General features: G+C 66.1%; 13 protein-coding genes. 11 read left to right on the forward strand and 2 right to left on the reverse strand.

Annotated features, from left to right (window positions below):
• Positions 1-31: 31 nt before the first annotated feature.
• From AC1DV8_RS11065 to rpsI, 3 genes are all read left to right on the forward strand, one after another.
• Positions 32-1084 carry a COX15/CtaA family protein gene (locus AC1DV8_RS11065; protein ID WP_477157505.1) on the forward strand — a complete coding sequence of 351 codons (1053 nt, stop codon included), beginning with the start codon at positions 32-34 and terminating at the stop codon, positions 1082-1084.
• 350 nt (positions 1085-1434) lie between these two features.
• Positions 1435-1899 carry a 50S ribosomal protein L13 gene (gene rplM, locus AC1DV8_RS11070; protein ID WP_477151148.1) on the forward strand — a complete coding sequence of 155 codons (465 nt, stop codon included), beginning with the start codon at positions 1435-1437 and terminating at the stop codon, positions 1897-1899.
• Positions 1899-2381 (forward strand): 30S ribosomal protein S9, encoded by a 483-nt coding sequence (gene rpsI / locus AC1DV8_RS11075; RefSeq protein ID WP_477151147.1) that lies wholly within the window; start codon positions 1899-1901, stop codon positions 2379-2381. Before rplM ends, rpsI begins: the two co-directional genes overlap by 1 nt.
• Positions 2382-2438: 57 nt before the next feature.
• Here rpsI and AC1DV8_RS11080 read toward each other — a convergent pair whose 3' ends face one another.
• Positions 2439-3851: a DUF2264 domain-containing protein gene (locus AC1DV8_RS11080; protein ID WP_477157506.1), complete on the reverse strand. Its 1413-nt coding sequence runs from the start codon at positions 3849-3851 to the stop codon at positions 2439-2441.
• Between the two features lie 112 nt (positions 3852-3963).
• Between AC1DV8_RS11080 and AC1DV8_RS11085 the strand changes: the two genes are divergently transcribed.
• The 7 genes from AC1DV8_RS11085 to AC1DV8_RS11115 all read left to right on the forward strand — a co-directional run bounded on the left by AC1DV8_RS11085 (position 3964) and on the right by AC1DV8_RS11115 (position 11682).
• Positions 3964-4995 carry a glycosyltransferase family 4 protein gene (locus AC1DV8_RS11085; protein ID WP_477157507.1) on the forward strand — a complete coding sequence of 344 codons (1032 nt, stop codon included), beginning with the start codon at positions 3964-3966 and terminating at the stop codon, positions 4993-4995.
• Positions 4996-5288: 293 nt separating this feature from the next.
• Positions 5289-6506 carry an LL-diaminopimelate aminotransferase gene (locus AC1DV8_RS11090; protein WP_477151144.1) on the forward strand — a complete coding sequence of 406 codons (1218 nt, stop codon included), beginning with the start codon at positions 5289-5291 and terminating at the stop codon, positions 6504-6506.
• Positions 6507-6760: 254 nt separating this feature from the next.
• The gene (locus tag AC1DV8_RS11095; RefSeq protein ID WP_477157508.1) at positions 6761-7729 is read left to right on the forward strand and encodes an iron-siderophore ABC transporter substrate-binding protein; all 969 of its coding nucleotides are present in this window, start codon (positions 6761-6763) and stop codon (positions 7727-7729) included.
• An 8-nt stretch (positions 7730-7737) separates the two neighbouring features.
• The gene (locus AC1DV8_RS11100; RefSeq protein ID WP_477157509.1) at positions 7738-8706 is read left to right on the forward strand and encodes an iron-siderophore ABC transporter substrate-binding protein; all 969 of its coding nucleotides are present in this window, start codon (positions 7738-7740) and stop codon (positions 8704-8706) included.
• Between the two features lie 243 nt (positions 8707-8949).
• Positions 8950-10290: a homoserine dehydrogenase gene (locus AC1DV8_RS11105; protein WP_477151213.1), complete on the forward strand. Its 1341-nt coding sequence runs from the start codon at positions 8950-8952 to the stop codon at positions 10288-10290.
• A gap of 34 nt (positions 10291-10324) precedes the next feature.
• Entirely contained in the window at positions 10325-11305 is a 981-nt protein-coding gene (gene glpX, locus AC1DV8_RS11110) for a class II fructose-bisphosphatase (RefSeq protein ID WP_477151141.1), read from the forward strand.
• Complete coding sequence (locus AC1DV8_RS11115) at positions 11302-11682, forward strand: DUF1801 domain-containing protein (protein WP_477157510.1); 381 nt, start codon at positions 11302-11304, stop codon at positions 11680-11682. Before glpX ends, AC1DV8_RS11115 begins: the two co-directional genes overlap by 4 nt.
• A 54-nt stretch (positions 11683-11736) precedes the next feature.
• Here the strand turns inward: AC1DV8_RS11115 and AC1DV8_RS11120 are convergent, their stop codons facing one another.
• Positions 11737-12687: a Tim44 domain-containing protein gene (locus AC1DV8_RS11120; RefSeq protein ID WP_477157511.1), complete on the reverse strand. Its 951-nt coding sequence runs from the start codon at positions 12685-12687 to the stop codon at positions 11737-11739.
• Positions 12688-12866: 179 nt separating this feature from the next.
• On the opposite strand from AC1DV8_RS11120, the gene recJ reads away from it, so the two are divergent.
• Positions 12867-14663, forward strand: a complete 1797-nt coding sequence (recJ, locus tag AC1DV8_RS11125) for a single-stranded-DNA-specific exonuclease RecJ (RefSeq protein WP_477157512.1) — start codon at positions 12867-12869, stop codon at positions 14661-14663.
• The last annotated feature ends 94 nt before the right edge of the window (positions 14664-14757 follow it).

Consider the following 14757-nt stretch of genomic DNA (forward strand, 5'->3'; position numbering starts at 1 on the left):
CGGGAGTAGTTCGGGGCGAAAGGAACCCATCTTGGCCCTCAGCGCAACCGAACAAACTGCCACAGCAGCAGTATCCACCCGCGATCGGCTGAAGCCGGTCCGGATCTGGCTCTACCTGGTGGCGCTCCTGGTGCTGACCATGGTGGTGGTGGGCGGCGCGACGCGGCTGACCGAGTCGGGGCTTTCGATCACCTCATGGAAGCCGGTTTCCGGCACCATTCCGCCGCTGTCCGATGCCGACTGGCAGGCCGAGTTCGAGGCCTACAAGCAGATCCCGCAGGGGGTCCAGAACTCCTGGATGGGGATCGAGGACTTCAAGTCGATCTTCTGGTGGGAGTGGGCGCACCGCTTCCTTGGCCGTTTCATCGGGCTGGCCTTCGCGGTGCCGTTCCTGGTGTTCCTGTTCCAGAAGCGCTTCACCTGGAGCCTCGCGGCCCCGCTCGCCGGGCTGTTCGTGCTTGGGGGCTTCCAGGGCTTTCTCGGCTGGTGGATGGTCTCGTCGGGCCTGTCGGAGCTGACCTCGGTTTCGCAGTACCGGCTGGCGGCGCACCTTAGCGCGGCGGCGCTGCTGTTCATCGCGCTGATCTGGGTGGCGCGGCGGCTTGAGCCTGCCAAGGCTGCCACCCCCACGGGTTGGCCGGTGTGGCTCCTGTTGCTGCTGATCCTGGTCCAGATCGCGGCGGGCGCCTTCGTGGCCGGGCTCGATGCCGGCATGGGCTACAACACCTGGCCGTTGATGGATGGAGCGCTGATCCCGCAGGGGTTGGACGCCATAGACCCGTTCTGGAAGAACCTGTTCGAGAACACGCTGACCGTGCAGTTCAGCCACCGGATGATCGCCTATGCGGTGGTGCTCTATGCCGGTTGGCTGCTGTGGCGGCAATCGCGGCGCGGCGGCTTCGGCGGCGTACACGGCTGGCTGCCCCGCATTTCGGCGCTGATCTTGCTGCAGGTGGCGCTCGGGATTGCGACGCTGCTCAACATGGTGCCGATCTCGCTGGCACTTGGCCACCAGGCGCTGGCCTTCATGCTGGCTGGGGCGGTGACGGCGTATCTCGCTGATGCGACGCCGCGGCGAGCTTAGTCCACTCGTAGTTGCCTCCCCACTGGCCGTCATCCCGGCGAAAGCCTGGACCCAGTGCTCGCCGGTCTCAGGCGGACAGGCCTCTCCGACCTTGCTGTGACAGACCGTAAAGGGCAGTGCCGTTCCGACTTTCGAGCAGTGGGTCCCGGCTTTCGCCGGGATGACGGCCAGTGGAGTGGTGTAGAGTGAGCAAAATCAATTACCTAGCATGTGGTATCATAATACCAACAGCGCAAACCATTGAAAATACAGCGCTAAATCTTTCCACTTGACGCTTTCCTGTCGCGTCCGTATATCCGCGCCACGAATACGGGGCAGGGGTCTCTCTGTCCGCTTTCAAGGAAAACGAAATGAGCACCTACACGGCGAAGCCGGACGAGATCCAGAAGAAGTGGATCCTGATCGACGCCAAGGATCTGGTGGTTGGCCGCGTCGCCTCCATCATCGCCATGCGTCTGCGCGGCAAGCACCTGCCGACCTACACCCCGCACATGGATACCGGCGACCACGTCGTCGTGATCAATGCCGACAAGGTGAAGCTGACCGGCAAGAAGCTCGATCAGCGCCGGTTCTTCTGGCACACCGGTTATCCCGGCGGTATCAAGGACCGTACGCAGCGCCAGCTGCTGGAAGGCCGTTTCCCCGAGCGCGTGCTCGAGAACGCCGTCCGCCGCATGATCCCGGAAGGCCCGCTCGGCCGCAAGCAGTACGGCAACCTGCGGGTTTATGCCGGTGAGACCCACCCGCATGAGGCTCAGGCGCCCGTGAAGCTCGACGTCGCTTCGTTCAACTCCAAGAATGTGAGGGCCAAGTAATGGCCGAGACCATCAATTCGCTCGAAGACCTGGGCACCGCTTCGGTCGCCGCCGTCGTCAACGACGCGCCGGTGCATGTCCAGAAGCTCGACGCGCAGGGCCGTGCCTATGCCACCGGCAAGCGCAAGAACGCCATTGCCCGCGTCTGGGTGAAGCCGGGTAACGGCAAGATCACCGTCAACGGCAAGGAGTTCAACGCCTTCTTCGCCCGTCCGGTGCTCCAGATGGTGCTGCAGCAGCCGATCGTCGCCGCGGCCCGCAAGGACCAGTACGACATCGTCGCCACGGTTTCCGGCGGCGGTCTCTCCGGCCAGGCCGGTGCGGTGCGTCACGGCATCTCCAAGGCGCTCACCTATTTCGAGCCCGAGCTGCGCGGCGTGCTGAAGGCCGGCGGTTTCCTCACCCGCGACAGCCGCGTGGTCGAGCGCAAGAAGTACGGCAAGGCCAAGGCCCGTCGTTCCTTCCAGTTCTCCAAGCGCTAAGCTTCGAGTTCTCAGAATTCCGGAAAGGCCCGCTTCGGCGGGCCTTTTCTTTTCTGGCTACCGCTTCAGCGGGTAGGGATCGAGCGCCGAGTAGACCTCGGCGTCGTAGGCGGCGGCGTGGTTGTTCGGTCGCTGTGCCCGTTCGCGCAGCAGCTCCCGCATCCGGTGCTTCCAGCTGTAGGGCCGAAGGGCAGGGCGATTGCCCCTGTTCTCGGGAATGACGATTCGGATATCGCCTGAGGTCTTCTCCCCTTCGATGACCCAGCCGAGTTCGGGCAGGTCCAGCCGGTAGTCCCCAACCTCGACCGGCAGCGGCTGCTCAGGAGCGGTCCAGTATGCTGAACCCGGCGGATGCAGCAGCGTCGGGATCACCGAGCGTAAGCCCCAATGGCTGCTACCCGGGCCGGAGTAGCTGTCGAGGAGCCGCGGATCGTCGCCGAAATAGCCCTGGGTCAGGGTGCCGTCGCGCGCCGCGCCATGGGCAAGGAAGTATCGCCAGACGCAGTCGTTGGCCCGACGCGACAGGCCGAGCCGGCGAGGGCTCGGATCAAGCAGCGTGGCGACCGACAGGGGAGCACTGGCGGCCGTGCGATAGCAGACGCTCCGTCCCATGATCGGGATGCCTTGCGAGCTGATCAGATGCGCTGTGAGGTCGGCCGAGGCGAGGACGGCGCTGCGCATGAACTCGGCGTCGTAGTCGGGGTGCATCAGATGCAGGAATGCCAGCTGATAGGTGATGCCCCAGACATTGTAGCAGTCGACCACCCGGTGGGTCGCCGAATCCGAGAACCAGCCATGGGCGAGATAGTGTGGCTTGAACCTCTCGTAGTCCGGGAGCGCCGTAACGGTCCGCCCTTCGAGCGCGGCGACGACGGCCTCGCAAGTGGCGCCGAACAGCAGCCAGTTGTTGACCGGCCGATCCGAGGCAGCCGCACGGCGCAGCCAGGTGAGGAGGTTGGATTGTGTCCGGGCATCGAGCATCGGCCAGATGGTGTCCCGCCCGATCCACAGCGTGATGGCGATGTCGCTGGCCTCGACCAGAACCTGGGCCCAGTCGTAGGGATCGCTCCAGTAGGCGGGATGCGCCGGATCGGCTCCGGCCGTGAGCCCGGAGGCGAGCATCTGGGCGAGGTCGACGCCGCGACCGCTCGGCAGGCCGGAAATCACCGGGCTGCGGCCGCCGGCAATCCAGGCAGCAAAGAGCGGGGCGGTTCGCGCAAACCCTTCGACTCCAGCGACGCGATAGCCGTGCCGGCTACCCCTGCCGCGATACTGGGCGCGCTCGAAATCGGGCGTCGCGGCGGCGAGGAAGCCATCGACGAAGTAGTGGAACAGCGTCTCGTAGCGTTGCTCCGCTTCGATGCCGCTCTCGAGGAAGTCGCGCACCAGCGCCGCATCCGCTTCGCTTGGGCGAGTGGGAGCCGGGCGGTAGCGCAACCAGCCCAGTCCAGTCGAGAAAGGCATACGCATGGATGCTCCGATCCGGACCAGCGTAGAGTGGCTTGGGCATGGACCGCAACTACGGCCGCTTGCGAGCACCGTCCGTCCAAGATACGCATTGCCGCGTTCAGACGAGCAGCCAATGCCGCAGCCCAAGACCGTTCTCATCGTCACCGACGCCTGGCACCCACAGATCAACGGGGTGGTGCGCTCGATCGAGCTGGTGGCGCGAGAGATGGAAAAGCGCGGCATCACCGTCAAACTGCTGACGCCGAACGAATTCAAGACCTTCCCGATGCCGGGCTATGGCGAGATTCGGCTGAGCCGGACGCTGATGAAGCCGGTCTACGCGCGGATCGAGGCGGCGGCACCGGATGCGATTCACATTGCGACCGAGGGGCCGCTCGGCATCATGGCGCGGCGCTGGTGCCGGCGGAACGGTTTCGCGTTCTCTTCCGCCTATCACACGCAGTTCCCTGAGTACCTGCGGGCCCGGCTGCCGGTGCCCCTGCGCTGGAGCTACCGGTTCCTGCGCTGGTTCCATGGCGCGGCGAAGTACTGTCTCGTGGGGACGCCGCATTTGAAGACGCTGCTTGAGCAGCGCGGCTTCACCAACGCGGTGATCTGGCAGAAGGGCGTCGACACCGAGCTGTTCAACCCCGCCCGCCGTGAGCCCCTGGCCTGGGATGGACCGGTGTTCCTCTATGTCGGGCGCGTGGCGGTGGAAAAGAACATCGAGGCCTTCGTGGCGCTCGACCTGCCTGGGACCAAACTGGTGGTAGGCGGCGGGCCCAGCCTCGAAAAGCTCAAGGCGGAATACCCCGATGTGGTGTTCGCGGGCCCCAAGCAGGGCGAGGAACTGGCGCGGCTGTTTGCTTCGGCCGACGTGTTCGTGTTTCCGTCCAAGACCGACACCTTCGGCCTCGTACTGCTCGAGGCGCTGGCCAGCGGCACGCCGGTCGCGGCGTTCCCGGTGACCGGCCCGATCGATGTGATCGGCGACGCGCCGGTTGGCGTGCTGGACCACGACCTCAAGGCGGCGGCGATCAAGGCGCTCGATATCCCTCGCGATGGCTGCCGGGACTACGCCGAGCAGTTCTCCTGGGGCGCCAGCACCGACCAGTTCCTGAGATACTTGCCGGTGAGGGGCATGGGGGCGTCAGAGCGCACTTGACCTCCGCCCGTCTCGGCCACTAAAGCTCCGCAATCCTCGCTCAGGGTTTTGGACATGACTCAGGGAGTAGCAGCGCTAATTGCAGCCGCCGGTTTTGCCGGTGCGGCCGCATGCGCTAGCGCCCCCGCTCGCTAGCTCTCCCCGAGCGCCGCAATGCGGCTGGGGAGAGCGGAACCGAACGAGCCTGCCGCACACGCGGCTTAACCGAGTCAAAACCATAATTCCGCGATAATCGGCGCCTCACTGAAGGCGTTGCGGGCACCACGGGTGCGTCGCGGGTCACCGAGGTTCCAATGAACGAAGATTTCCACCGCATCCGCCGCCTTCCGCCCTACGTCTTCGCGCACATCGATCCGATCAAGGCCCGGCTCCGCGCCAGCGGTGTGGACATCATCGACCTGGGCATGGGCAACCCCGACATGCCTACGCCGCAGCACATCGTTGAAAAGCTGCAGGAGACGGTAAAGGACCCGCGCACCCACCGCTATTCGTCGTCGAAGGGCATCCCGGGTCTTCGCAAGGCCCAGGCGAGCTATTATGGCCGCCGCTTCGGCGTGAAGGTGGACGCAAATACGCAGGTGGTGGCGACGCTGGGCTCGAAGGAAGGCTTCGCCAATATGGCGGCGGCGATCACCGCCCCGGGCGACGTGGTGCTGGTGCCGAACCCGACCTATCCGATCCACGCCTTCGGCTTCATCATGTCGGGCGGCGTGGTCCGCTCCATGCCGGCCGAGCCGGACGAGAATTTTATGCGCGCGCTCGATCGCGCCGTGCGGCACTCGATCCCAAAACCCATCGCGCTGATCCTCAACTACCCGGCCAACCCGACCGCCTACACGGCGTCGCTGGATTTCTACAAGGAAGTGGTCAAGTACTGCCGCGAGCACTCGATCTTCATCCTCTCCGATCTCGCCTACTCCGAAATCTATTTCGATGACGAAGTGCCGCCTTCGGTGCTGCAGGTCGAAGGCGCGATGGACATCACCGTCGAGTTCACCTCGATGTCCAAGACCTACTCGATGCCCGGCTGGCGCGTCGGCTTTGCCGTCGGCAACGAGCGGCTGATCGCAGCGCTGACCCGGGTGAAGTCGTATCTCGACTACGGCGCGTTCACCCCGATCCAGGTAGCGGCTGCCGCGGCGCTGAACGGCTCGGACGACGTCATCGATGAAGTGCGCAACGTCTATCGCACCCGCCGCGACGTGATGGTGGAGAGCTTCGGCCGCGCCGGCTGGAACATCCCGTCGCCCAAGGCGACGATGTTCGCCTGGGCCCCGATCCCCGACCAGTTCGCGCATCTGGGCTCGCTGGAGTTTGCGAAGCTCCTGATCCAGGAGACCGGCGTCGCCGTCGCCCCGGGCGTCGGCTTCGGCGAGTACGGCGACCAGTACATCCGCCTGGCGCTGGTCGAGAACGAGCAGCGCATCCGGCAGGCGGCGCGCAACATCAAGAAGTTCCTGTCGGGCCAGCCGACCCACGGCAACGTGGTGCCGATCACCGCTGCGAAGTAAGCGGACGGCAGAGAGTTTGCGGCGGCCCGGTCACTGACCGGGCCGCTTGTTTTTGTGCCGTCGTTTCCCCCACCACCGGCGTCATCCCCGCGAAAGCGGGGGATTTCCGTTTGCGATGGCGCCTCGGGTGCAAAACAGAGGTTTCGCTTTCGCGGGAATGACCTGGTGAGTCCGAGAGACACGCGTCGCCTTTACCCCTTGCTCATTAACATGACTATGATTATCAGCTTTTGGTTCTCACCAAAGGGTCCATCATGCTTCGCCACCTTCTCGCCGTCCTGACGCTGCTGGTCGTCGCCGTGGCGCCCGCCGCGGCCCAGTCCTTCCCCGTCACCATCAAGCACGCCTTCGGCGAGACAATGATCGAGAAAGCGCCGGAGCGCGTCGTCACCTGGGGCTGGGGCAACCATGATGCGTTGCTGGCGCTGGGCGTGGTGCCGGTCGCCATGCCGTTCTCCACCTATGGCGGCGGCGAGAACGGCCTGCATCCGTGGGTCGAGGAGCGGCTGAAGGAGCTCGGGGCTGCGACCCCGATCCAGCTGTCGGACACGCAGGAGATCCCGTTTGAGCAGATCGCCGCGGCCAAGCCCGACGTGATCGTCGCGGTGTTCTCCGGCATCAAGGCCGAAGACTATGCCCGCCTGAGCCAGATCGCGCCGACCGTGGCCTATCCGGACCAGCCGTGGAGCACGCCGTGGCAGGAGGTGACGCGCACCGTCGGCCGGATCGTCGGCAAGCCGGTGGAAGCTGAGCAGGTGGTCGCCGACACGTTGAAGTTCGTCGCCGACGAGGCGGCCAAGTATCCCGAGATCGCCGGCACCACCTTTGCCGGGGTGAACGATTTCGATGGCTCCATCGCCGTCTACGACGCGCTCGATGCGCGCATGAAGTTCCTCACCGATATCGGGCTGGTGCTGGCGCCAAGCGTCACCGAGCTCTCTCCCAAGGACGGTTCGTTCTACTACCCGCTGAGCTACGAGCTGTTCGACCAGCTGAAGAGCGACATCCTCATCACCTATTACGAGACGCAAGCGGCCTCGGACGAGTTCTTTTCGAAGCCCTATGCGCACAGCCAGCCGCAGTACCAGAAGGGCGCTTCCGCCTCGCTCATCGGCATCGAGTATGTCGCCGCCGTTTCACCCCCGAGCGCGCTGTCGCTGCGCTGGGGCTTCCCGCACTACGCCGAAATCATCGCTGCGGCCGCCCGCAACGCCAAGAAGTGAGATCGATCATGCCGAAACTGCTCAACCTCGCCGCGGCGCTGGTCATCGCGCTGCTGGCTTCGCCGGCCTTCGCTCAGGCCTTCCCGGTCACCATCAAGCATGCCCTCGGCGAGACCGTGATCCCCGCCGCGCCGCAGCGCATCGTGACGCTCGGCTGGTCCTCCACGGACGCGGCGATCGCACTGGGCACCGTGCCCGTGGGCTTCCCGAGTTTCCGCTCCGCTGGTTTCGACAAGGATATCGTGCCGTGGGTGGAAGAGGGGATCGCCAAGGCCGGAGGGGCGATGCCGACCACCTTCGACGACAGCGCCGGCGCGCCCATCGAGAAGATCGCGGCGCTGAAGCCCGACCTGATCCTCGCGGTCTACTCGGGGATCACCGAAGACGAGTACAAGCTGCTGAGCCAGATCGCGCCGGTGGTGCCGTATCCGGAGACACCGTGGACGGCGACCTGGCAACAGGTGATCACCATTTCCGGTGAGGCGATGGGCAAATCCGCCGAGGCGGCGACGCTGGTCGCCGAGCTTGAGCAGTTCATCCGCGACGAAGCGGCCAAGTACCCGGCCCTGGCGGGCAAGAGCGCCGTGACGCTCATCGACTACAACGGCGCCGCCGCCATCCACTCTGCCGACGATGCCCGCGCCAAGCTGCTGGCGCTGGCAGGCCTCGTGATCCCGCCGCGGCCGGACGCGGCGGGTGCTCCGCAAGGCTTCTGGTACCCCCTCAGCTACGAGAACTTCGACCAGATCCCAGCCGATATCCTCATCGGCTTCTTCAACTCACCAGAACTCGCCGACGAGTTCTTCGCCCGGCCGTACATCGACAGCGCGCCGCAGGTGAGGAGCGGCGCCTACGTGAAGATGGACGACCGCATCCTCAACATGGCGGTGATCTCGTCGAGCGCGCTGTCGATCAAATGGGGCATGCCGCGCTACTTCGAAAAGATCGCCGAGGCGGCCAGGCACGTTGGCAAGTGAGCTAGGTGATCAATCCTATTGACGGATAGGGTCTTTCCTATTCATAGCTCTCGGGTAACTCCGAGAGCGTCTTTGATGAGCGATATCCAGTCCTTCCGCCAGTCCGTTGAAGCCTTCATCGCTGCGCGCGATTGGACACCCACCCGCTTCGGGCGGACGATCGCGGGTGACCCGCTGTTCGTGTTCGACCTCAGGGAAGGCCGTGAGCCGCGCTCCGATACGCGCACCCGCATTCTCAAGGCGATGCAGGACCATGCGGACGCGGCGCTCGAGGCGCCGCTCAGGATCGGCGTTGCCGGGCTGGGCAATGTCGGTGCGACGCTCGTGCGGATCATCCAGAAAGACGGCGAAGAGCTGACGCGGAAGCTGGGGCGGAAGATCACCGTTACGGCCGTCTGCGCCCGCTCGCGCAGCCGCGACCGCGGCATCGATGCCTCCAACCTCGAGTGGTTCGACGATCCGGTGGCGCTCGCCAAATCCGACGGCATCGACCTGTTCGTCGAGCTGATCGGCGGCGAAGACGGGCCGGCTCTGGCAGCGGTGAAGGCGGCGCTGGAGATCGGGCGCCCGGTGGTGACGGCCAACAAGGCGCTGCTGGCGCGGCACGGCGTCAATCTGGCGAAGGCCGCCGAGGAATCGGGCGCGCAGCTCGGCTTCGAGGCCGCGGTGGCCGGCGGCATTCCGGTGATCAAGACGCTGCGCGAGGGGCTCGGCTCGGCCCGTATCGCCCGCGTCTACGGCATCATGAACGGCACTTGCAACTACATCCTGACCCGCATGGGCAATGAGGGCATCAGCTTTGCCGAGTGCCTCGCCGATGCACAGAAGCTCGGCTATGCCGAGGCCGATCCGAGTTTTGACGTCGACGGCTTCGATACCGCCCACAAGCTCGCCATCCTCGCCTCGCTCTGCTTCGGCTGCGAGATCGCGCCAGATGAGATCTTCGTCGAGGGTATCACCTCGATCAGCCAGGCCGACATCAAGGTGGCCGGCGATCTCGGCTACAAGATCAAGCTGCTCGGCATCGCGCAGCGTTCCGCCGACGGCATCGACCAGCGCGTGCACCCGACGCTGGTGCCCAAGACCTCGGCCATCGCCGGCGTCGATGGCGTGCTGAACGCCGTGGCGCTCGAGACCGACCACGTGCACGAGCTGCTGCTCGCCGGCCCCGGCGCCGGTGGCCCGCCGACCGCGTCGTCCGTGCTATCGGACATCCTCGACATTGCCCGCGGCACGCGAGTGCCGCCGCTCGGGGTGCCGGTGGCGGAACTGACGCCCTATCGCCGCGCGCCGATCCGCGAGCACGAGGGCGGTTACTACATCCGACTAAATGTCAGGGATGTGCCCGGCGCGTTTGCCGCTATTGCTACTCGCATGGGTGCCGCGGGCATTTCGCTCGAAAGCGTCATCCAGCGTCCGGATTTGCGTGTTAGCGAGCCGGGCGTGACGGGGACCGAATCCCGTACGGTGGTGCTGCTCACGCACTCCACCATGGAGCAGACCGTCCGTGACGCCTTGCAGGCGATCAAGGGCGATGGCTTCATCGTCGGCGATCCGCAGATGATCCGGATCGAACAACTCTAGTGAAGCCTCCCTGCGGCGGAGGCAGGGAGTGCTCATGAAGCTCAGCAAGTCCGATACCGACCGGCAGGCGGCGATCGACCGTTCGCTCACCCTCGAACTGGTGCGCGTCACCGAGGCCGCGGCGCTCGCCGCCGCCCAGTGGCGCGGCAAGGGCGACGAAAAGGCGGCCGATGCTGCTGCCGTCGAAGCGATGCGTGGCGAGATGGGCAACGTGCACATCCACGGCCGCATCGTCATCGGTGAGGGCGAGCGCGACGAAGCGCCGATGCTGTTCATCGGCGAGGAAGTGGGTGCCGGCGACGGCCCCGAGGTCGATATCGCCGTCGACCCGCTGGAAGGCACGACGCTGTGCGCCAAGAACCAGCCCGATTCGATCTGCGTGCTGGCCATGGCTGAGCGCGGCGGGCTGCTGAATGCTCCCGACGTCTACATGCACAAGATCGCCATCGGCGCCGGTTACCCCGAGGGCGTGGTCGACCTCGACCAGAGCGCCATGGTCAACGTGAAGGCGCTGGCCAAGGCCAAGGGCGTACCGGTCAGCGAAATCACGGCCTGCGTGCTGGATCGTCCGCGCCATGCCGGGCTGATCGATGACCTGCGCACCGCGGGGGTCGCCATCAAGCTGATCTCCGACGGCGACATCGCCGGCATCATCCATGCGGTGAACACCGAGGATACCGGCATCGACATCTATCTCGGGTCCGGCGGCGCACCTGAAGGCGTACTGGCGGCGGCGGCACTCCGCTGCATCGGCGGCCAGATGCAGGGGAAACTGATCCTCGACACCGACGAGAAGCGGGCCCGGGCGCTGAAGATGGGGATCACCGATCCGAACCGGAAATATCGCACCAACGAGCTGGCCTCGGGCGACGTGCTGTTCGCCGCAACTGGCGTCACCGACGGCAGCCTCTTGAGCGGCGTCCGCTATGGCAAGAACTCAGTGCGCACCAACACGGTCGTGATGCGCTCGTGGAGCCAGACGGTGCGTTGGATCACTGCGGAACACCACCGGTGAAACCCGCCGACGCGGAACAGGTCGTGGCGCTGATGGCAGCGCTCGACCATCCGCTGAAGGCCGAGATCGACGCGCTGCGCCGCATCGTCAGGGCGGCGGGGCCGGAACTGGGCGAGCGGGTCAAGTGGAACGCGCCGAGCTATTACCTCGGCAGGCACGACATGGCGGCGTTCAACCTGCGGCAGACCGGCTTCGTTCAGCTGGTGCTGGTGTTCCCTGGCGGGCTGATGATCGACGATCGGCGCGGCTTGCTTGAGGGTGACTACAAGGATCGCCGCCTGGCACGGTTCGACACGATGGCCGATGTCGAGGCCAAGCGCACGGCGCTGGCGGCGGTGGTCAGCGAGTGGGTGGCGCTGGTCGCCGCGCTGCCCTGATACGAGAACGGGCCGCCCACCGGGCGGCCCGCGTACATTTCGGTAATCGGCAGCTTACGCTTCCTGGATGGCGCTGATCAGCCAGCCACCGCCATTCTGGCGCACGAAGGTCCAGATTTCGGCGGTCTCGGTCACCCGGTCGTCGCCGGAGACGATCTCGCCTGTGGCGCGGTTGCGGGTGACGTCGCGGGATTCGTAGCGCATCGCCACGGTCGCGTAGTCGGTGTTGCCCTCGCGCCAGGCCTCGGCCACGTCGCCGGCCAGCAGTTTGACGTCATAGACCTCATTCCTGAGGCCGTTGGTGGCGTTCTCGGCCAGCTCTTCGGCCAGGTAGCCCATGACTTCCGGGGTCGAGATCCGGCGCAAGGCGGCGTAGTCCTCGCGCGAGTAGGCGTCCTGCAGTTCCTTGAGGTGGCCCTCGAAAGTGTTGAGGTCGGCATCGGTGATACCGATCTGGTCACGGTTGCCGGCGCGGCGCGATGCGCCCGAGCGCTGGCCCTGCGAGTTGGTGCCGCTGCTGCCGTAGGTCTGCGCGGCGCGCGGCGCCTCGTAGTTGAGCGGTCCACCGCCGGCCATCGCCGGGCGCTGCTGGCGGCGGCGCAGGAAGAAGCTGACGATCAGGCCGATGATCACCACCTGGAACAGCAGGGCGAGCATGCCGCCGAAGCCGCCAAAGCCGAACCCGAACAGCATGCCGAACAGGCCGCTGAACAGGAAGCCGCCGAGCAGCGCGCCGCCGAAGCCGCCGAAAATGCTCGGGCGCGCCGGCGTCGTGGCGTTGCCGACCGTGTTATTGCGGGTCGTGCTGTTGGTCATCGTGTTCTGCACCGGCGCGGTCGTCTTCGGCGAAACCTGCGTCGCCGGTGCGCTGCGCTGAGTGAACGTGCCGCGGCTGCCGAAGCTGCCGCCCCGCCGCGCCTCGGCGGTATCCACCGCGACGAGCGAGAAGGCCATGATCAGGGTGGCGAGAAGGGCCGAAAGTCGAAAGCCCCGCGAAGCGAACATTGTGGTTCCCCATGAAAAACTGTCGTTCATATGGGGGCGGTCGGGGGTGAGTTTTAGACCTTGCAAGTCCTGCATGTCCGATTTTGGTCGCGACCGGCGCATCACTAGAGAGGGCGAAGCAGAGGAAAACCATCCTCGCCCCTCGACTAGGACGCCTATTCTGCTTACCTCCGCCGGTGATGGACGAGCCGCGCCCCTATTTCCTTGATGTGTCGAAATCCGCGCTGGGCCGCTCCTGGGTGGATCGGCTCGATGCGGCGGCGCTGCGCACCGCCTCGGCCATCGGGCAGCGCACTGATCTGTCGGAAATCCTTGCGCGCATCGTGGCTGGGCGGGGCGTCGATGTCGACGGCGCCGCGACGTACCTGCAGCCGACCATTCGCGAGCTGATGCCCGACCCGTCGACGCTGGCGGGGATGGACGCTCTGGCCGAGCGGCTGGCGCGCGCCATCACCGACAACGAGCCGGTGGCGCTGTTCGGCGACTACGACGTCGACGGCGCTTGTTCCTGCGCGCTGATGGCGCGGTACCTGCGGCATTTCGGGCTCGATCCGCAGATCCACATTCCGGATCGCATCTTCGAGGGCTATGGGCCCAACACCACCGCAATCGACAAGCTGGTGGATGGCGGGGCCAAGCTGCTGATCACGCTCGATTGCGGCACCACCAGCGACAAGCCGATCGCCCATGCCCGCGAGCGCGGGCTCGATGTGCTGGTGATCGACCACCACCTGTCCGACGCCGAGCTGCCACCGGCCAACGCGCTGGTGAACCCCAATCGTCCGGACGACATTTCCGGTCTCGGCTATCTCTGCGCCGCCGGCGTCACCTTCATGGTGCTGGTGGCGACCAACCGGCTGCTGAAGCAGCGTGGCGATACCGGCCTGCCCAACCTGATGACCATGATCGATCTCGTGGCGCTGGCGACGGTGTGCGACGTGGTGCCGTTGAAGGGCCTGAACCGGGCCTTCGTGGCACGCGGCCTCGAAGTTGCGCGCACCGGCTCCAATCGCGGTATCAGCGCGCTGGCGCTGGCGGCGCGGCTGTCAGGACCCTTGAACGCGTATCACCTCGGTTACCTGATCGGGCCGCGCATCAATGCGGGCGGCCGCATCGGTGACGCGGCGTTGGGCACGCGGCTGCTGTCGCTCAACGACGAGCAGCAGGCGCTGCAGATCGCGGCGCAGCTCAACGAGCTCAATGTGGAACGCCAGCGCATCGAAGTCGAGGCGGTGGAGGAAGCGACCCGCGCCGCCGAGGTCGAGATCGGCAGCGGGGAGGGCCCGCCGGTGCTGGTTCTGGCTTCCGCCAACTGGCACCCCGGCGTCGCTGGCCTGATCGCGGCGCGCCTGCGCGAGCGCTTCGAGCGGCCCACCTTTGCCATCGCCCTGCAGCCCGACGGCACCGGCACCGGTTCCGGCCGCTCGATGCCGGGGGTCGATCTCGGCAGCGCCGTGATCGAGGCGGTGGAACTGGGCCTTGCGGCCAAGGGCGGAGGCCACGCCATGGCGGCGGGCGTGACATTGAAGCCCGGGCAACTCGGACCGTTCCGTGCCCATGTGGTGGAGCGGCTGGGCACCAGCGTTGGCGCGGCGCGGGCGCTCACCGCGCTCTCCATCGACGCGGCGATGACGGCGCGCGGGGCGACCCCGCAGTTCGTCCACGAGATCGAGCGGGCAGGGCCGTTCGGCGCGGGCAGTCCGCAGCCGGTTTTCGCGTTCCCGTCGCACAAGGCGCGGTTCGCTGAAATCGTCGGCACGGGCGGGCACGTGAAGTTCACCCTGACCTCCGACGACGGCGCGCGACTCAAGGCCATCGCCTTCCGCGCCGCCACGACGGCGCTGGGCGAGGCGCTGCTCAGCGCCGGCAACGATACCCCGCTACACATGGCCGGAACGTTGTCGATCGATCACTGGCAGGGCCGGGAAGAGGTGCAGTTTCGCCTGCTGGATGCGGCGCGGCCGGGTGGTCGTTAGCGGACTGAAAGCACCGCTTGCGGCTTGAAAGTCATGCTTGCATATCCACTTATGGCGGCTAAAGTGCTGCCCTAATTCGCGGGGAACGCCGCTG

This window comes from Devosia sp. P3_B2 (assembly GCF_056402875.1).

What these genes read in the sequence shown, in the direction of transcription:
- rplM (WP_477151148.1), top strand. Translation starts at nt 1,435, where the DNA reads ATGAGCACCTACACGGCGAAGCCGGACGAGATCCAGAAGAAGTGGATC.
- rpsI (WP_477151147.1), top strand. Translation starts at nt 1,899, where the DNA reads ATGGCCGAGACCATCAATTCGCTCGAAGACCTGGGCACCGCTTCGGTC.
- AC1DV8_RS11080 (WP_477157506.1), bottom strand. Translation starts at nt 3,851, where the DNA reads ATGCGTATGCCTTTCTCGACTGGACTGGGCTGGTTGCGCTACCGCCCG.
- AC1DV8_RS11085 (WP_477157507.1), top strand. Translation starts at nt 3,964, where the DNA reads ATGCCGCAGCCCAAGACCGTTCTCATCGTCACCGACGCCTGGCACCCA.
- AC1DV8_RS11090 (WP_477151144.1), top strand. Translation starts at nt 5,289, where the DNA reads ATGAACGAAGATTTCCACCGCATCCGCCGCCTTCCGCCCTACGTCTTC.
- AC1DV8_RS11095 (WP_477157508.1), top strand. Translation starts at nt 6,761, where the DNA reads ATGCTTCGCCACCTTCTCGCCGTCCTGACGCTGCTGGTCGTCGCCGTG.
- AC1DV8_RS11100 (WP_477157509.1), top strand. Translation starts at nt 7,738, where the DNA reads ATGCCGAAACTGCTCAACCTCGCCGCGGCGCTGGTCATCGCGCTGCTG.
- AC1DV8_RS11105 (WP_477151213.1), top strand. Translation starts at nt 8,950, where the DNA reads ATGCAGGACCATGCGGACGCGGCGCTCGAGGCGCCGCTCAGGATCGGC.
- glpX (WP_477151141.1), top strand. Translation starts at nt 10,325, where the DNA reads ATGAAGCTCAGCAAGTCCGATACCGACCGGCAGGCGGCGATCGACCGT.
- AC1DV8_RS11120 (WP_477157511.1), bottom strand. Translation starts at nt 12,687, where the DNA reads ATGTTCGCTTCGCGGGGCTTTCGACTTTCGGCCCTTCTCGCCACCCTG.
- recJ (WP_477157512.1), top strand. Translation starts at nt 12,867, where the DNA reads ATGGACGAGCCGCGCCCCTATTTCCTTGATGTGTCGAAATCCGCGCTG.